The organism is Variovorax ginsengisoli (assembly GCF_030486595.1).
GTDB classification, from domain to species: Bacteria; Pseudomonadota; Gammaproteobacteria; order Burkholderiales; family Burkholderiaceae_C; genus Variovorax; species Variovorax ginsengisoli_B.
The window spans coordinates 130,499-147,035 of record NZ_JAUJZH010000017.1; the positions used below are offsets into that span (position 1 = coordinate 130,499).

Consider the following 16,537-nt stretch of genomic DNA (forward strand, 5'->3'; position numbering starts at 1 on the left):
CAAATGATCCAGGACTTCAAGGGCACGACGGCCGTTCTCACCGGCGCCGGCTCCGGCTTCGGCCTCGAATGCGCGCGCATCGGCGCGGCACGCGGCATGAACCTCGTGCTGGTCGACGTCCAGCAGGATGCGCTCGACCGGGCGCAGGCCGAGATGGAAGCCGCCGGCGCGCAGGTGCTCGCGCGCAAGGTCGACGTCGCCGACGCGGCCCAGATGGAAGCACTCGCCAAGGCGGTGCAGCAGCGCTTCGGCGCACCGCATTTCGTCTTCAACAACGCCGGCGTCGGCGCCGGCGGGCTGGTGTGGGAGAACAGCGTTGCCGACTGGGAATGGGTGCTCGGCGTCGACTTGTGGGGCGTGGTGCACGGCGTGCGCCTGTTCACGCCGATGATGCTGGAAGCGGCGGCCAAGGACCCGGCGTACCGCGGCCACATCGTCAACACCGCCAGCATGGCGGGCCTGCTGACGCCGCCCAACATGGGCATCTACAACGCGGCCAAGGCCGCGGTCGTGAGCCTCACCGAGACTCTCTACCAGGACCTGAAGCTGGTCACCGACCAGGTCGGCGCGAGCCTGCTGTGCCCGTACTTCGTGCCCACCGGCATCACCCAGAGCGAACGCAATCGCCCGGGCGCGCTGGCCGGCGGTGCGCTCACCAAGAGCCAGCTGATCGGCCAGGCGATGAGCAACAAGGCGGTCAGCAGCGGCAAGGTCAGCGCCGCCGAGGTCGCCCAGATGGTGTTCGATGCGATCACCGCCAACCAGTTCTACGTCTTCAGCCACCCGAAGGCGCTCGGCAACGTGAAGAGCCGGATGGAGAACATCGTGTCGATCACGAACCCGGCCGACCCCTTCCTGGAGCGGCCCGAGATCGGCATCAAGCTGCGCGAGCAGCTGCGGGCCGGTTGATCAGGGCGGCAGCAGCCAGGGCACCAGCAGCACGCTCACGGCCCCTACCATCACCGCGAGCGGCAGGCCGATCTTGACGAAATCGCCGAAGCTGTAGTTGCCGGCGGTGCTGACCAGCGTGTTGACGGGTGACGAGATCGGCGTCATGAACCCGGCCGACGCGGCCAGCGCCACCATCATCGCGAACGGGTAGGGCGATGCGTCGAGGTGCTGGGCCAGCGCCAGCGCGACCGGCGCCATCAGCACTGCGGTGGCGGTGTTGGCGATCACCAGGCCGATCAGCGAACACAGCACGAAAAGACAGGCCAGCACCGGACGGATGCCGTAGCTGCCCACCAGCGCCAGCAGGCCGTCGGCCGCCAGGTCGATGCCGCCGGTGCGCTGCAGCGCCAGCGAGAAGGGCAGCATCCCGATGATCAGGATCAGGCTGCGCCAGTGGATCGCCCGGTAGGCCGAGTCGAGGTCGATGCAGCGGAACAGGCCCATCAGCAGGCAGCCGGCGATCGCAGCCTGCACGTTGGGGACCGCGCCCGACAGCATCAGCCCGATCACCAGCAACAGGCAGAACACCGCGTGCGGCGCGCGGCGCGGCGCGGCCAGCAGCGCCCCGCCTTCCTGGGGCAGGCTCAGGCCGACCAGGTCGTGGCCGTCGGTCTGCAGGGCCCGGATCGCTTGCCACGGCCCGACCAGCAGCAGCGTGTCGCCGACCTTGAGGCGCGCGCTCTCCAGGCCGTGCGCGTGGGTGACCCGGCCCCGGCGCAAGCCCACGACCGTGAGGCCGTGCTGCGCCAGCAGGCGCGATTCGCTGCCGGTGGTGTCGACCAGTGTCGAGTCGACCGGGATTACCGCCTCGGCCATGCCGACGTCGCGCGATTGGTCGGTGAAGTAGGCGCCGGAGATCGGCAGCTTGTGCAGCGCATAGCGCTCGCACAGGGCCGGGACGTCGAAGGCCTTCGACTCGACGTCGAGCAGCAGGATGTCGCCGGCCCGGATCTCGGTGTCGGCCGAGACCCGCAGCACCTCGCGCCGCAGCGTGTGCTGGCGCTCGAGCGCGATCACGTGGGCATCGGAGGCAGGGCCGAGTCCCAGGCCTTCGAGGCTGCGCCCGACCAGCGGCGAGTCGGCTTGCACCGCGAGGCGGAAGGCGCGGTCGTGCAGCTTGTATTGGTCCACCCAGTCGTTCAGGCTCGGCCGGCCGCCGCTCGTCGAGCCGCTCTCGCCGCGCAGGCGCCGCCTGGCCACCGCCATGTAGGCGATCGCGAGCAGCAGCACCGGCACGCCGATCGGCGTGATGGTGAAGAAGCCGAAGCCTTCGGCCCCGTGGCGCATCAGCTCGCTGTTGACGATCAGGTTGGGCGTGGTCGCGACCAAGGTCATCATCCCGCTGATCAGGCCCGCCACGCTCACGGGCATCAGCAGTTGGCCGGCCGCGACACCGGTCTGCTGGGCGATGCGGATCACGATCGGAATGAAGATCGCGACCACGGCGGTGGAACTCATGAACGAGCCCATCAGGCCGACCGCCAGCATCAGCAGCGCCAGCAGGCGGGTCTCGCTGCTGCCGCCGTGCTTCACCAGCCAGTCGCCGACGTGCTGGGCCACGCCGGTGCGCACCAGGCCTTCGCCGAGCACGAACAGGGCAGCGACCAGCACGATGTTCGGATCCGAAAACCCCGCCAGCGCCTCGTTCATGTCGATGATGCCGGTGAGGGGCAGCAGCACAATCATGATCAGCGCCACGGCATCGAGGCGCGGCCGGCCCGAGATGAACATGGCGATCGCGACGCCCAGCAGGGCGAGCACTTGGACCAGCTCAGACGACATGGAACCACCCGCGAGAATGAGAGACCGGATTCTGCGCGATCCGGCCGCCGCATCGGCCGTCTCGCAATCCCGCATCCCGATGGGGGGCTTGGCCACCACTGCGGAATGCATATACTGAACCTCACGGTTCTGTGTATGTTCGATTCGCAGCAAGGAGACCTTCCATGGCCTATGTCGACGGCTACGTGCTTCCCCTCAAGAAGAACAAGATCGATGCCTACCGCCAGATGGCGGCGCTCGCCGGTTCGGTCTGGCGCGAGCATGGCGCGCTCGAATACCGCGAGTGGATCGCCGAGGACGTGAAGGCCGGCGAGCACACCTCGTTTCCACAGGCCGTGAAGCTCGAGGACGACGAGATCGTGGTGTTCTCGTGGATCGTCTTCGAGTCGCGCGACCACCGCGACGAAGTCAACGCCAAGGCCATGAGCGACCCGCGCCTGGCCGGCATGATGGATCCGAAGTCGATGCCCTTCGACGGCAAGCGGATGTTCTGGGGCGGCTTCGAGCCGCTGGTTGCGCTCTAGCGGGTGGGCTGCACGGCGACCGGACTGCGCTCCGCGAACTGGCCGTTCCAGTAGGGGTAGTAAGGGTAGGGCGGCGTCGTGGCGCTGGCGGCATCCAGCCGTGCGATCTGGTCGGCCGTGAGCTCCCAGCCCAGCGCGCCGAGGTTCTGCCTGAGCTGCGCTTCGTCGCGCGCCCCGATCAGCACCGACGAGACGGTCGGCCGCCGCAGCAGCCAGTTGAGTGCGATCTGGGGCAGCGTCTTGCCGGTCTCCTCGGCCACCTGGTCCATGGCGTCGACCACGCGGAAGAGGCGCTCGTCGTCCACCGGCGGCGCGGAGCCGGCGGTGTCGTTGAGGCGGCTCGCCGCCGGCAAGGGCTGGCTGCGCCGGATCTTGCCGGTCAAGCGGCCCCAGCCGAGCGGGCTCCAGACGATCGCACCGATGCCCTGGTCGAGCCCGAGCGGCATCAGTTCCCACTCGTAGTCGCGGCCGACCAGCGAGTAGTAGGCCTGGTTGGCGACGTAGCGCGACAGCCCGAGCCGATCGGACGCCGCCAGCGATTTCATCAGCTGCCAGCCCGAGAAATTCGACGCGCCGATGTAGCGGACCTTGCCCGCGCGGATCAGGTCGTCAAGGGTGCGCAGCACCTGCTCGACCGGCGTCATGGCGTCGAAGGCATGCAGTTGCAGCAGGTCGATGGTGTCGGTGCCCAGGCGCCGGAGCGCGGCATCGACGCCCTGGACCAGATGATGACGCGAGGCACCGACGTCGTTCGGCCCGTCGCCGGCGCGCAGAGCGAGCTTGGTCGACAGGATGACCTTGTCGCGCCGGCCCTGGATGGCCGCGCCGAGTATCGATTCGGAAGCGCCGCTCGAGTAGACGTCGGCGCTGTCGAAAAGATTGACGCCGGCGTCGAGGCAGATGTCGACGATGCGGCGCGCCCCGGCGACATCGGTGTTGCCCCAAGCGCTGAACAGCGGGCCTTCGCCGCCGAAAGTTCCGGCCCCGAAGCAGAGGGCCGGGACCTTGAAGCCCGAGTTTCCGAGATAGCGATATTCCATGGTGCGTCCTTGTGTGCGGTGGGTGTGAAAGGGTGGGTGGTTCAGGCGCAGGCGGTGACGGCGGCCGCCGGAAGCCGGCGATCGAGCGCCCGGCTCCAGAGCGCGATCGCCAGCCCGGCCAGGGTCAGCAGCGCCGCCACCCAGCCCAGCGCCTGCAGGCCGGGCCCGCGCTCGATGACGCCGCCGCCGGCCCAGGCACCCAGCGCGTTGCCGAGATTGAAGGCCGCGATGTTGAGGCTGGAGGCCAGGTTCTGTCCGGCGCCCGCCGCCTTGTCGAGCACGCGCAGTTGCAGCGGGGCGACAGTAGCGAAGGCGGCGATGCCAAGCAGCAGCACGAACACCACCGCGGTCCAGGGCCTGTGGACCAGCCACTGCATCGCGCCGAGCACAGCGGCCAGTGCTACCAGCGAACCCAGGAGGGACGGCATCGGCGCACGGTCGGCCAGCCAGCCGCCCAGCAGGTTGCCGACGGCCAGACCTCCGCCGAACAGCAGCAGGATCGGCGACACCGCCGCCGCCGATACGCCGGTGACGCGGGTCAGCAGCGGCTGGATGAAGGTAAAGACGGCGAACACGCCGGCAAAGCCCAGCACCGTGATCGCCAACCCGAGCAGCACCTGCGGCCGGGCCAGCACGGCGAGTTCGTCGCGCAGTGCGGCCGGTGCGGCGTCGGCCCGGCCGCCGCGCGGCACGAACAGCGCCAGTACCGTGAAGGCGGCGACCCCGATCAGCGCCACCGCCCAGAAGGTCGAGCGCCAGCCGAAGTGCAGGCCGAGCCAGGCACCGGCCGGCACGCCGAGCAGCGTCGCCGCGGTGAGCCCGGTGAACATGACGGCGATCGCCGAGGCGCGTCGCTCCGGCGGCACCAGGCCGGTGGCCACCACGGAGCCGACGCCGAAGAAGGTGCCGTGCGCCAGCGAGGTGACGACCCGCGCGGCCATCAGCAGCTCGTAGCTGCCGGCCATGGCGCAGGCGATGTTGCCGAGCGTGAAGATGGCCATCAACCCGAGCAGCACGGTCTTGCGCGGCAGGCGGCGGCTGGCGATGGTCAGCAGCGGCGCGCCGACCGCGACGCCGAGCGCGTAGCCCGAGATCAACAGGCCGGCAGCCGCGATCGAGACCTGGAGATCGGCGGACACCTGCAGCAGCAGGCCCATGATGACGAATTCGGTGGTGCCTATTCCGAAGGCACCGGCGGTGAGGGCGAGGAGGGCGATGGGCATGATGGCCATGACTGTGCCGGTTCCGCGGCAGCATGAATAGAATGCCGATTCGACATGCTCTTGTGAATTGAAGTCACAAATGCCCCGCTCCGAGATCAATCGTTCCGGCGAGATGGAAGCCTTCGTGCAGGTGGTCGATCGCGGCAGCTTCTCGGCCGGCGCCCGCGCCCTGGGAATGACCCCGTCCGCGGTCAGCAAGCTGATCGGGCGGCTCGAGGCGCGGCTCGGCGCCCAGCTGGTGCACCGCTCCACGCGCAGGCTGCATCTCACGGCCGAAGGCCAGCTTTTCTACGAGCGCAGCGTCCGCGTCCTGGCCGACATGGACGAGGCCGAGCGCTGCGCCGCAGCCGGCGCGGCACCGAGCGGCCGGGTCAGCATCAACGCCAGCGTTCCTTTCGGGCAGCAGGTGCTGATCCCGCTGGTGCCGCGCTTTCTCGAACTGCACCCGCAGATCACGCTCAACATCGTGCTGACCGACCGCGTGGTCGACCTGATGGAGGAGCGCGCCGACGTGGCGATCCGCTGGGGCGCATTGCCGCCGTCCGATCTGGTGGCCCGGCGACTCGGCGCCACCGGACAGGCGATCGTCGGCGCGCCCGCCTATCTCGCCCGATGCGGCACGCCCCACACGCCGGAAGAACTCGAAGCGCACAACCGGCTCGGCTTCACCTACCGGCGCAGCGTCCCCGACTGGCCGCTCTCGGTTGACGGCAGGGTGGTCGACATCCCGGTCAACGGCAACGTCAGGGCCGGCGATGGCGAGGCCCTGCGCGCGCTGCTGCTGGCGGGCGTCGGCCTGGGCCGGTTGTCGCTCTACCAGGTGCAGGCCGACATCGATGCCGGCCAGCTGGTGCCGGTGCTGGAGGACTTCAACCCGGGCGACACCGCGCCGATTCATGCCGTCTACCTCGGCAAGCCCGGTCGCTTGCCGGCCAGGGTGCGGGCGCTGCTGGACTTTCTCTCGGCTCACGTCCTGGCCGATGGGCGGCCGCGCCTTGCGCGTGCGGATTTCGGAAATTTCCATGGGCAATAGAGGAATCGTCGGCGTCTCGCCTTCGCGGACCGGGCGCGCGGCGGCCGGAAAATCGTCCGGTGCCTCCCGGCGCCTGCGTTCCGCCCCCGGAATCGGCCGGCCGCAGGAACGAAGCGTTGGCGCCCCCAGCCGCTGAACGGCCGCGAGCCGGTGGAAGAGACCGCCGGCGAACAGGTCGCAGCAGCGGCTTTGCGCTTGCCTGACAATAGCTGCGCAAATCCATGAAAGAAGTCCCCGACGCCATCGTCTGCGAAGGCTGCGACGCGGTTTATCGCCGCGTGCGGCTGCGTCGGCGCGAGGTCTCGCATTGCCCGCGCTGCAGCACCGAGCTCGACCGCCATCCCGGCGACCAGAGCGCCCGCGTGCTGCCGCTCACCGTCGCCTGCCTGATCCTGTTCGCCATCGCGAACCTGTTCCCGATCGTCGAGATCGAACTGCAGGGTCTCAGCAACGAGACCACGCTGGCGGGCGCGGTGGTGGCGCTGAGCGCGGGTGGGATGTCGCCGGTGGCGCTGCTGGTGCTCGCGACCACCTTGCTGTTCCCGCTGCTCCAGCTGTGCATCCTCTTCTACCTGCTGGTGCCGATGCGCTACGAGCGGCGGCCGGCGGGTTTCGGGGTGCTCGTCAATGCCCTGGTGGCGTTGCGGCCCTGGGGCATGATCGAAGTGTTCCTGCTCGGCGTGCTGGTGGCGATCATCAAGCTGAGCAGCATGGCGCAGGTGATCGCCGGTCCGGCGCTCTGGGCCTTCGTGGGGCTCACGGTGCTGCTGACGGCGGTGCTGTCCTTCAACCCCCGGACCTTCTGGGAAATGGCTTTCGAGCCGCGGCCGGGTCAGGTCGGATGAGCGACCCCGGCGTCGAGACCGCGGCCGCCCTGCGCCTCGTGGCCTGCCACCATTGCGGCACCACCTGGCAAGATGCGCTCGACGGCGAAGCCTGCGACCGCTGCGGCACCCGCCTGCACGCGCGCAAGCCCGACAGTATCAACCGCACCTGGGCCTACCTGATCGCCGCCGCGATCCTCTACCTGCCGGCCAACCTGCTGCCGGTGATGATCACCAAGAGCCTGCTGGGCACCCAGCAGGACACCATCCTGAGCGGCGTCATCTATTTCTGGGTCTCGGGCGCCTACGGGCTGGCGGCGCTGATCTTCGTTGCCAGCTTCCTGGTGCCGCTGTTCAAGCTGACCGCGCTGGTGCTGCTCAACATCACGGCGCAGCGCCGCAGCAACTGGCGGCAGCTCGAACGGGCCAAGCTCTATCGCATCCTCGAGGTGATCGGGCGCTGGTCGATGCTCGACGTCTTCGTGGTGGCGCTGCTGGCCGGCCTGGTGCGCATCCAGGGCTTCGCCGAGATCACGGCCGGGGTCGGCATCGCCGCCTTCGGCGCGGTGGTGGTCCTCACCATGCTGGCGTCGCTGAGCTTCGATCCGCGCCTGACCTGGGACACCGGACCGGATGCCCCGGCGGATGAAATGAAAATGGACAATGAACCGATATGAATGACGAAAGCACCCGGCCCGAGCCGCAGCCGCCCCGGGCTGCGCCGAAGGTCGTCAGGCGGCGCAACTGGCTGCCCTCCCTGATCTGGCTGATCCCGATCGTGGCGGCCATGGTCGGGGTGGCGCTGGTGGCGCGCATCCTCATGGACCGCGGACCCGAGATCGTGCTGACCTTCAAGAGCGCCGAAGGCCTCGAGGCCAACAAGACCGTGGTCAGGTACAAGGACGTCCAGATCGGCACCGTCACGCACATCCGCCTGGCCACCGACCGTTCGCATGTCAGGGTGCTGGTGCAGCTCAAGAAGGAAGCCAGCGCATTCACGGCGCAGGACACCCGGTTCTGGGTGGTCCGCCCGCGGCTCGACACCTCGGGCATCTCCGGTCTGGGCACCTTGCTCTCGGGCGCCTACATCGGCGTCGATGCCGGCACCTCCGAAGAAACCTCGGGCGAGTTCACCGGGCTCGAGACGCCCCCGATCGTCACCCGCGACGACTCCGGGCGGCAGTTCCTGCTGCGGGCCCGCGACGTCGGCTCGCTGGACATCGGCTCGCCGGTGTACTTCCGCCGTATCAAGGTGGGCCAGGTCGCCGCCTACGAGCTCGACCCGGATGGCCACGGCGTGACGCTGAGGGTCTTCATCAATTCGCCCTACGAGAAGTTCGTCGGCGTCAACACGCGCTTCTGGCATGCCAGCGGCTTCGACATCGACCTGAACGCCAGCGGCCTGAAGATTCGCACCCAGTCCCTGGTCACGGTGCTGATCGGCGGCATCGCCTTCCAGGCGCCCGACGACCAGAACGGGCCGGTGGCCGGGGAGAACACCGCCTTCGTGCTGGCCAGCGACGAGACCACCGCGATGAAGGAACCCGACGGGCCTTCGCAGACCATGCTGCTGTACTTCAACCAGTCGCTGCGCGGCCTGTCGCCGGGGGCGCCGGTCGACTTCCGGGGCGTCGTGATCGGCGAGGTCAAGTCGATCGGGGTCGAGTTCGACCGGGGCGAGCGCGCCTTCAGGATGCCGGTGGTGATCCAGGTCTACCCGGACCGCATGCGGCGCCGTTCCGCCACCGATCCGGACGCTCGCATCTCGTCGTTCCAGCGCTGGCAACTGCTGGTCAGCAAGGGGATGCGGGCCCAGCTGCGCACCGGCAACCTGCTGACCGGCCAGGTCTACGTGGCGATGGATTTCTTCAACGACGCCAAGCCGGCGAAGCTCGAGCCGAACCAGGTTCCGCTCGAGCTGCCGACCCAGCCCAACCGGCTGGACGAGCTGCAGTCGCAGGTGGCCGACATCGCGCGCAAGCTCAACCAGGTGCCTTTCGAGGAGATCGGTGCCGATCTGCGCAAGAGCCTGGCCTCCCTCGACAAGACCCTCAACAGCACCGAGCAGCTCGCCAGGCGCCTGAACAACGACGTCACGCCCGAGATGGCTGCGGCCTTGAAGGACGTGCGCCAGACCCTGCGCTCGGCCGAGAAGACCATCGCCGACGATGCACCGCTGCAGCAGGACCTGCGCCAGACCCTGCAGGAAGTCACGCGGGCGGCGGGGTCGCTGCGCGTACTGACCGACTACCTGGAGCGCCACCCCGAATCCCTGATCCGCGGCAAGCCGGAGGACAAGCAGAAATGAAGACGACCCACTTCCGGCTCGCGGCCGCAGCCCTCGGCGCGGCCTGGCTCGTGGCCGCCTGCGGCAGCAGCGGCGGGCCGCAGTACTACAGCCTGGCCGACAGCGTGGCGCCGGCCCGCGCGCCGGTGTTGGCGGGCGGCGCACCGGCCTACATCGAACTGACGCCGATCGCCATGCCGGAGCGCTTCGCCCGGCCGCAGCTGGTGGTGCGCAAGAAGGACGCGCCGGACAGCCCGGCGGTCGACATCCTCGAGCAGCACCGCTGGTCGTCCTCGTTCGAGAACGAGCTGCGCGACAGCCTGGGCAGCGGCATCGCGAGCCGGCTGGGCGCCGTCGACATTACCAAGTCCGGCCGTTCACGGGGCCAGCCGGCGACACGCATCGCGGTCCAGCTGGAGCAGTTCGACGCCATCGAGGGCAAGCGGGTCGATGCCAGCTTCACCTGGACGGTGCGCCGCACCGACGAAGGGCCGGCGACCGGCTGCCGGCTGTCGCTGTCGGAACCCGTGGGCGGCGGCTTCGACGCCCTGGCCCAGGGCGCCCAACGTCTCACGTCGCGGCTGGCGGAGGCCATCGCGGCCAGCGTTCCCGCGCCGCCGGGCACTGCGAAGTGCGCGGCCTGACATAGAGACAGGGCGGTGGCCATGGCCCCGAACGGCTTCGCACTCTTCGCCACGGCCATCGGCGCCTGCGGCATCGCCTGGGGGCCGGGCGGCATCGTCGGCGTGCAGTTGCCCGAGGGCGGGGAGGACGCCACGCGTGCGCGCATGCGGCGGCGCTTTCCGAACTGGCCGGAGCAGGACGCGCCGGCCGACGTGGTGCCGGCGATCGAGGGCATCCGCGGCCTGCTGGCCGGCGCAGCGCTCGACCTCGCCGAGATCGTGCTCGACCTCGAAGGTGTCAGCGACTTCCATCGGCGCGTCTACGAGATCGCGCGCCGCATTCCACCCGGGCGCACCCGCACCTACGGCGACATCGCGGCCGAGCTCGGCGACAAGGGCCTGGCGCGCGCGGTCGGGCAGGCGCTCGGCCTCAATCCCTTCGCACCGGTGGTGCCCTGCCACCGGGTGCTCGCCGCTGGCGGCCGCTGGGGCGGCTTCTCGGCCCACGGCGGTGCGGCGGCGAAGCTCCGGATGCTGGCGATCGAAGGTGCCAGGCCGGACAGCGAGAGCGGTGATTTGTTCTGAGGCCTAGCACAGGCCGACGCGTCGCGCTGCCGACGGTTCATCGCCGCCTTGGCGACAATCGGGCGATGACTTCTTCGCGCTTCTTCAAGATCGCGCTCGTGCTCGGCCTGTTGTCGGCCATCGGCCCGTTCGCGATCGACATGTACCTGCCGGCGCTGCCCGAGATCGGCAGCAGCCTGCAGGCCGGCATCGGGCCGGCGCAGATGAGCCTCACGGCTTTCTTCATCTCGCTCGGCGTCGGGCAACTGCTCTACGGACCGGTGTCCGACATGGTGGGGCGCAAGCCGCCGCTCTACTTCGGCCTGGGCCTGTTCGCGCTGGCCAGCATCGGCTGCGCGCTGGCCACCAGCATCGAGATGCTGATCGCGCTGCGCTTCGTCCAGGGCCTGGGCGCCGCGGCCGGCATGGCCATCCCGCGCGCCGTGGTGCGCGACCTGCACACCGGCACCGACGCGGCGCGGCTGATGTCGCTGCTGATGCTGGTCTTCAGCGTGTCGCCGATCCTGGCGCCGCTGGCCGGCAGCGCGGTGATCGCCTTCACCGGATGGCGCGGCGTGTTCTGGTCGGTGACCTTGGCGGCCGTGGTCGGACTGGCGACCATCGCCATGGTCCTGAAGGAGACCCGGCCGGCCGAGGAGCGGGTCGAGAGCAGCCTGGGCAGCGCGCTGGCCGCCTACGGCGTGCTGCTGCGAGACACCCACTACCTCGGGCTGGTCTTCATCGGTGCCTTCGCGATGGCGGGTTTCTTCACCTACCTGGCGAACTCGTCCTTCGTGATGATCGACCACTACGGCCTGTCGCCGGTGATGTACAGCGTGGCCTTCGGCGTCAACGCGGCCGCCTTCTTCGCCGCCGCGCAGCTCAACGGCCCGCTGTGCGAGCGCTTCGGAATCGAACGGGTGGTGAAGACCGGCGTCGCGGCCTGCGGCGCGGTGATGCTGGCCATGTTCGCCTATTTCGCCGGCGGCGGCGACCGGCTGGCGGTGCTGATCGTGCTGTACTTCATCGCCAGCGGCCTGATGGGCCTGGTCATTCCGACCACCTCGGTGCTGGCCCTCGAGAAGCACGGCGCCATCGCCGGCACCGCGTCGGCGCTGCTCGGCACCTTGCAGATGCTGACCGGCGCGGTGGTGATGGCGGTGGTCGGGCTGTTCACCGACGGCCGGCCGCTGCCGATGGTGACCGGCATGGCGGGCGGCGCGCTGATCGCGGTGGCCCTGACCTGGCTCACGCTCGATGGCCGGCGCCAGCCCGTCGGGCAGGCGGGCTGAGCGATGTCGTCCATCCCCGTCGCCCAGACCGCTCACACCGCACGCGATGGCCTGCCGCAGCCGCAGCGCCGCCACGCGATGGTGGTGGTCATCCTCGGCATCGCGGTGGCGGTGCTCGATGGCACCATCGTCAATCTCGCGCTGCCCGGAATCGCGCGCGAGCTGCAGGCGGACCCGGCGCACGCGATCTGGGTCGTCAACGCCTACCAGATCGCCGCGCTGGTGATGCTGCTGCCGCTGGCCTCTTTGGGCGACCGGATCGGCTATCGCCGCGTGTACCTCACGGGCATGGCCCTGTTCGCGGCTGCGTCGCTGATCGCGACACTGTCCCATTCGCTCGGCATGCTGATCGCGGGCCGTGCGCTGCAGGGGCTCGGCGCGGCCGGCATCATGAGCGTCAACGCAGCGCTGGTGCGGCTGATCTACCCCAGGAAGCAGCTTGGGCGCGGCATGGCAATCAATTCGATGGTCGTGGCCACCGCCTCGGTCGCGGGCCCCTCGGTGGCGGCCGGCATCTTGTCGATCGCGTCCTGGCCCTGGCTGTTCGCGCTCAACGTGCCGCTGGGGGCGCTGGTGTTGGTGCTCGGGCTGCGTTCCTTGCCGTTCAACGAGGCGAAGGCGTCGGGGGTGCGGTTCTCGCTGCTGGACGTGGCGCTCAACGTGGCGATGTTCGCGCTGGTCTTCGTCGGCGCCGACCGGCTGGGCGTGCGCGGCGAGGCCGGGCAGGGCGCCAGCCCGATGGCCTGGCTGCTGCTGCTGGCCGGCCTGGCGGTCGGCTTCGTCTACCTGCGGCGGCAGGCCGCGCAGGCGGTGCCGCTGTTCCCGGTCGACCTGCTGCGCATCCCGGTGTTCGCGCTCTCGATGGGCACCTCGGTCGGCGCTTTCTGCGCCCAGATGCTGTCCTTCATCGCGCTGCCGTTCCTGCTGCTCGACACCTATGGCCGCTCGCACTTCGAGGCCGGCCTGCTGATCACCGCCTGGCCGCTGGCGATCGTGGTGATGGCGCCGATCGCCGGCCGGCTCATCGGCCGCTGTCCGGACGGACTGCTCGGCGGCATCGGGCTGGCCATGCTGGCCACCGGCCTGGCGCTGCTGGCGGCGCTGCCGGCCCAGCCGGGCAACGCCGACATCGTCTGGCGCATGGTCTTGTGCGGCGCCGGCTTCGGCCTGTTCCAGTCGCCCAACAACCACACCATCGTGACCACGCCGCCGCCCCAGCGCAGCGGCGCGGCGAGCGGCATGCTGGGCACCGCGCGGCTCACGGGCCAGACCCTGGGCGCCGTGCTGCTGGCCGGCATCTTCAGCGTCTGGAGTCCGCACGACGGCAAAGGCCAGGTGATCGCATTGGGCCTGGCCGCCTGCTGCGCGGCGGTGGCCGCGGTCTGCAGCACCTTGCGCACGCGGGCCCGGTAGCGGACCGGCTCAGGGCGGCGGCAGGGTCTGCGCGATGCGCTCGGCCATGAAATCGTAGAACGGATTCGACGACAGCCGCGTGAGCGAATCCAGGCTGACGATCAGGCCGCCGCGCTCGCCACGCATCGCCAGGGCCCCGAGGTTGACGCCGAAATCGTCGCTGTCGTCGGGCCGCAGGCCGTACAGCGGGTCGGTGAGCGGAAACGGCAGCGCCAGGTGCGAGAGCGAAAACACCTCGAGCGGAAACTCGAGCCCGATCGGCCGCGTCTGGACCGTGGTGGCGCCGGCCTCAGTGACCTGCTCGACCACCTGCCGGCTGTGGACGTCGGCATTGGTGACGAGGGTCGTGCGGAAGCGCCGCGGCGCCGGCGGCAGCACCCGGTCGGGCCGCAGGTCGCTGCCGGAGCGCAGCAGCGGCCCGAACTTGACGCTGCGGTTGAGGTCGAACAGCACCAGCTCGCTGCCGTTCGCGGGCAGCCGTGCATAGAGACCGGTGACGATCGCGCGGGTGCTCACCGTGAAGTCGATCAGCGACTGGAAGGTGAGGGTCGGCGGCATCTGGTCGAGCCGCCCGTCGCGCTCCTCGCGGGCCACGTGGGCCTGCAGGTCGCGCGTGAGCAGCGACGACTGGCGCGCCCCGTTGACCGGGAACGAGTTGTACTTGAAGGGGTTGAACTCCGGCACGATGCCGAGCCAGGCCGCCTTGGCGAAGGCCGGAAAGATCGCCGGCCAGCCGAACACGCCGGCGAAGCGCGACAGCTCGGTGATGCCGATCATCGGCGCGATCAGGATCAGGCGATCGGGCCGCGCCAGCTTCGGGTCGTCGATCGCATCGAGCGCGTACTTGGTCGCCAGTGCGCCGCCGTTCGAGAAGCCGACCACGTGCAGCGGCAGCGGCGCCGGCACGCGGCGGCGTGCTTCGCGCACCGCGAGCTCGGTCGCGGCCGACCAGTCTTCCCATTGCACGTGAGTGAGCCCGGCCGGCACGGTGCCGTGGCCCGGCATGCGGATCGCGACGACCGCGAAACCGCGGTCGCGGTACAAGGTGGCCACATGGCGCAGGCTGAAGGGGGAATCGGTCAGGCCATGGAGCAGCACCACCACGCCCTTGGGCGGGCCTTGCGGATCGAGCGTGTAGGAGCGGTTCCAGTCCTGGCGGAAGTGACCCGGGTAGATCGGGCTGCCGTCGAAATAGCGGTTCGACGGCGTGCGCAGTTCCGGCGGCAGCTTGTCGGTGACTTCGCGCCGGACCTCGTCGAAGGCCGCGTTCTCGGCCGCCAGCCAGGCCGGCCAGTCGGCCTGGCGGATCTGCTCGCCCGACAGTTCGTGCGGCACGTGCGTGTGCCACGGCTCGAGCGGGGGGCCGCGCTGCACGTCGTAGGTGCGCACGGCGAGCAGTGTGACGAAAACGATGCCCAGCAACAGCGCGGTGCGCTTCAGCATCCTGGCCAGCCAGGGTCCCATTCCGTTTCCTCTTGCGTTCTTGTTCGGGCAGGCGTTTCGCGGGAAACGTCCTGCCGCCCAATCTATCACGCGGCCCCGGGGCGCCGGCTCGCGATCCGGCCCAGTGTCGCGATCGCCTGCTCGGCGCGTTCGTCCCACGGGTGGCCGTAGTTGAGGCGCAGGCAGTTCGTGAAGCCGCGCTGGGCCGAGAAGATCGGCCCCGGGGCGACGCTGATGCCTTGGGCGAGCGCCTGCCGATGCACCTCGAGGGCATCGACGTGCCCCGGCATCTCGACCCACAGGAAATAGCCGCCCGCCGGCCGGGTGGCACGGGTGCCGGGCGGGAAGTGCTCGGCGATGGCCTGCGCCAGCAGGGTCTGCTGCCCGGCCAGCGCGCGCCGGAGCTTGCGCAGGTGCTTGTCGAAGCCGCCCTTCTCGAGGTAGGTCGCCAGTCCGTTCTGGGTCGGCGCCGAGGCGCCCAGCGTGGTGGTCAGCTTGGCGCGGGCCACCGCCCGCGTGAAGCGTCCCGGCGCCGCCCAGCCGATGCGGTAGCCGGGCGCCAGGCACTTCGAGAACGACGAGCAGTGCATCACCAGGCCCTGCGTGTCGAAGGCCTTGGCCGGCAGCGGCCGCTTGTCGTCGAAATAGAGCTCGCCGTAGACGTCGTCCTCGATCAGCGGCACCTGGTGGCGGGCCAGCAACTCGACCAGCGCCTTCTTCTTTGCGTCGGGCATCAGGCTGCCGAGCGGGTTCTGGAAGTTGGTCATGAGCCAGCAGGCCTTGGGCCGATGGCGCTGGATCGCGCGCTCGAGCGCGTCGAGCGCCATGCCTTCGCGCGGATGGGTCGGCACCTCGATCGCCTCCAGGCCCAGTCGCTCGAGCGCCTGCAGCGCGGCATAGAAGGTCGGCGATTCGATCAGCACCGCATCGCCCGGCCGCGTGACGCTGGCGAGGCAGAGGTTCAGCGCCTCGAGGGCGCCGTTGGTGATGACGATCTCGTCGGTGTGGACCTGCACGCCGTCGGCCAGGTAGCGCAGTGCGATCTGCCGCCGCAGCCGCGCGTTGCCGGGCGTCAGGTCGTCCACGGTGCTCCATGGATCGAGGTTCTGGACACTGGAGGCCATGATGCGGCCGAGGCGGGCGAGCGGAAACAGCAGCGGGCTCGGGAAGGCCGAGCCCAGCGGCACCACATCGCGCACCATGGTCGACTCGAGGATCTCGAACACATGCTCGCTGACATCGAGCGGCACGGCGTCGTCCTCGGGCTGCGAGGCAGCCTCGGGCTCGGGCGGCAGTTGCCGGGCGCCTTCGGCCACGTAGTAGCCGGAGCGCTCGCGGGCCCGGATCAGGCCCTGGGCCTCGAGCAGGTAGTAGGCCTGGAACACGGTCGACGGGCTGACGCCGCGGCTGGCCCGCGCCTGGCGCACGGAGGGCAGGCGGTCGCCGGGGTGCAGCACCCCGGTGCGAATCGAATCGGCGATCTCGGCGGCCAGGGCCTGGTAGCGTGTCATGGAGCGGCGATTGTCCGGTACTGCGCG

Annotated in this window: 15 protein-coding genes; 10 read left to right on the forward strand and 5 right to left on the reverse strand. The window is 69.9% G+C overall.

Features of this window, described 5'->3' with window-relative positions; translation table 11 throughout:
• Positions 1–3 precede the first annotated feature (3 nt).
• The gene (locus tag QZH52_RS22580; protein WP_286527612.1) at positions 4–909 is read left to right on the forward strand and encodes an SDR family oxidoreductase; all 906 of its coding nucleotides are present in this window, start codon (positions 4–6) and stop codon (positions 907–909) included.
• Here QZH52_RS22580 and QZH52_RS22585 read toward each other — a convergent pair whose 3' ends face one another.
• Positions 910–2,733, reverse strand: coding sequence for an SLC13 family permease (locus tag QZH52_RS22585; RefSeq protein WP_301812800.1), 1,824 nt, complete (start codon positions 2,731–2,733; stop codon positions 910–912). It abuts the gene before it with no gap.
• Positions 2,734–2,897: 164 nt separating this feature from the next.
• Between QZH52_RS22585 and QZH52_RS22590 the strand changes: the two genes are divergently transcribed.
• Positions 2,898–3,257, forward strand: coding sequence for a DUF1428 domain-containing protein (locus QZH52_RS22590; RefSeq protein WP_286527607.1), 360 nt, complete (start codon positions 2,898–2,900; stop codon positions 3,255–3,257).
• Here QZH52_RS22590 and QZH52_RS22595 read toward each other — a convergent pair.
• Together QZH52_RS22595 and QZH52_RS22600 are read right to left on the reverse strand one after the other, a co-directional pair.
• The gene (locus QZH52_RS22595; RefSeq protein ID WP_301812801.1) at positions 3,254–4,297 is read right to left on the reverse strand and encodes an aldo/keto reductase; all 1,044 of its coding nucleotides are present in this window, start codon (positions 4,295–4,297) and stop codon (positions 3,254–3,256) included. The two genes, QZH52_RS22590 and QZH52_RS22595, sit on opposite strands and share 4 nt — an antisense overlap.
• 41 nt (positions 4,298–4,338) lie before the next feature.
• The gene (locus QZH52_RS22600; RefSeq protein ID WP_301812845.1) at positions 4,339–5,520 is read right to left on the reverse strand and encodes an MFS transporter; all 1,182 of its coding nucleotides are present in this window, start codon (positions 5,518–5,520) and stop codon (positions 4,339–4,341) included.
• A 79-nt stretch (positions 5,521–5,599) separates the two neighbouring features.
• Between QZH52_RS22600 and QZH52_RS22605 the strand changes: the two genes are divergently transcribed.
• The 8 genes from QZH52_RS22605 (at position 5,600) to QZH52_RS22640 (ending at position 13,556) form a co-directional block, all read left to right on the forward strand.
• Complete coding sequence (locus tag QZH52_RS22605) at positions 5,600–6,553, forward strand: LysR family transcriptional regulator (protein WP_301812802.1); 954 nt, start codon at positions 5,600–5,602, stop codon at positions 6,551–6,553.
• Between the two features lie 221 nt (positions 6,554–6,774).
• Positions 6,775–7,398 (forward strand): paraquat-inducible protein A, encoded by a 624-nt coding sequence (locus tag QZH52_RS22610; protein WP_301812803.1) that lies wholly within the window; start codon positions 6,775–6,777, stop codon positions 7,396–7,398.
• Positions 7,395–8,054, forward strand: coding sequence for a paraquat-inducible protein A (locus QZH52_RS22615; protein ID WP_301812804.1), 660 nt, complete (start codon positions 7,395–7,397; stop codon positions 8,052–8,054). Before QZH52_RS22610 ends, QZH52_RS22615 begins: the two co-directional genes overlap by 4 nt.
• Complete coding sequence (locus tag QZH52_RS22620) at positions 8,051–9,685, forward strand: PqiB family protein (protein WP_301812805.1); 1,635 nt, start codon at positions 8,051–8,053, stop codon at positions 9,683–9,685. The genes QZH52_RS22615 and QZH52_RS22620 overlap by 4 nt, the downstream gene beginning before the upstream one ends.
• Positions 9,682–10,308, forward strand: a complete 627-nt coding sequence (locus tag QZH52_RS22625; protein ID WP_301812806.1) for a PqiC family protein — start codon at positions 9,682–9,684, stop codon at positions 10,306–10,308. The genes QZH52_RS22620 and QZH52_RS22625 overlap by 4 nt, the downstream gene beginning before the upstream one ends.
• A 21-nt stretch (positions 10,309–10,329) precedes the next feature.
• Positions 10,330–10,872, forward strand: coding sequence for a methylated-DNA--[protein]-cysteine S-methyltransferase (locus QZH52_RS22630; RefSeq protein WP_301812807.1), 543 nt, complete (start codon positions 10,330–10,332; stop codon positions 10,870–10,872).
• A 65-nt stretch (positions 10,873–10,937) separates the two neighbouring features.
• Positions 10,938–12,143, forward strand: a complete 1,206-nt coding sequence (locus tag QZH52_RS22635) for a multidrug effflux MFS transporter (protein ID WP_301812808.1) — start codon at positions 10,938–10,940, stop codon at positions 12,141–12,143.
• A gap of 3 nt (positions 12,144–12,146) precedes the next feature.
• Positions 12,147–13,556 (forward strand): MFS transporter, encoded by a 1,410-nt coding sequence (locus QZH52_RS22640; protein WP_301812809.1) that lies wholly within the window; start codon positions 12,147–12,149, stop codon positions 13,554–13,556.
• Between the two features lie 9 nt (positions 13,557–13,565).
• Here the strand turns inward: QZH52_RS22640 and QZH52_RS22645 are convergent, their stop codons facing one another.
• Together QZH52_RS22645 and QZH52_RS22650 are read right to left on the reverse strand one after the other, a co-directional pair.
• Entirely contained in the window at positions 13,566–15,020 is a 1,455-nt protein-coding gene (locus tag QZH52_RS22645; RefSeq protein ID WP_301812810.1) for an alpha/beta hydrolase, read from the reverse strand.
• Positions 15,021–15,085: 65 nt separating this feature from the next.
• Positions 15,086–16,510 (reverse strand): aminotransferase-like domain-containing protein, encoded by a 1,425-nt coding sequence (locus QZH52_RS22650; protein WP_301812811.1) that lies wholly within the window; start codon positions 16,508–16,510, stop codon positions 15,086–15,088.
• Between the last annotated feature and the right edge of the window lie 27 nt (positions 16,511–16,537).

Coding starts and splice junctions, on each gene's coding strand:
- QZH52_RS22580 (WP_286527612.1), top strand. CDS start 4: ATGATCCAGGACTTCAAGGGCACGACGGCCGTTCTCACCGGCGCCGGC.
- QZH52_RS22585 (WP_301812800.1), bottom strand. CDS start 2,733: ATGTCGTCTGAGCTGGTCCAAGTGCTCGCCCTGCTGGGCGTCGCGATC.
- QZH52_RS22590 (WP_286527607.1), top strand. CDS start 2,898: ATGGCCTATGTCGACGGCTACGTGCTTCCCCTCAAGAAGAACAAGATC.
- QZH52_RS22595 (WP_301812801.1), bottom strand. CDS start 4,297: ATGGAATATCGCTATCTCGGAAACTCGGGCTTCAAGGTCCCGGCCCTC.
- QZH52_RS22600 (WP_301812845.1), bottom strand. CDS start 5,520: ATGCCCATCGCCCTCCTCGCCCTCACCGCCGGTGCCTTCGGAATAGGC.
- QZH52_RS22605 (WP_301812802.1), top strand. CDS start 5,600: ATGCCCCGCTCCGAGATCAATCGTTCCGGCGAGATGGAAGCCTTCGTG.
- QZH52_RS22610 (WP_301812803.1), top strand. CDS start 6,775: ATGAAAGAAGTCCCCGACGCCATCGTCTGCGAAGGCTGCGACGCGGTT.
- QZH52_RS22615 (WP_301812804.1), top strand. CDS start 7,395: ATGAGCGACCCCGGCGTCGAGACCGCGGCCGCCCTGCGCCTCGTGGCC.
- QZH52_RS22620 (WP_301812805.1), top strand. CDS start 8,051: ATGAATGACGAAAGCACCCGGCCCGAGCCGCAGCCGCCCCGGGCTGCG.
- QZH52_RS22625 (WP_301812806.1), top strand. CDS start 9,682: ATGAAGACGACCCACTTCCGGCTCGCGGCCGCAGCCCTCGGCGCGGCC.
- QZH52_RS22630 (WP_301812807.1), top strand. CDS start 10,330: ATGGCCCCGAACGGCTTCGCACTCTTCGCCACGGCCATCGGCGCCTGC.
- QZH52_RS22635 (WP_301812808.1), top strand. CDS start 10,938: ATGACTTCTTCGCGCTTCTTCAAGATCGCGCTCGTGCTCGGCCTGTTG.
- QZH52_RS22640 (WP_301812809.1), top strand. CDS start 12,147: ATGTCGTCCATCCCCGTCGCCCAGACCGCTCACACCGCACGCGATGGC.
- QZH52_RS22645 (WP_301812810.1), bottom strand. CDS start 15,020: ATGGGACCCTGGCTGGCCAGGATGCTGAAGCGCACCGCGCTGTTGCTG.
- QZH52_RS22650 (WP_301812811.1), bottom strand. CDS start 16,510: ATGACACGCTACCAGGCCCTGGCCGCCGAGATCGCCGATTCGATTCGC.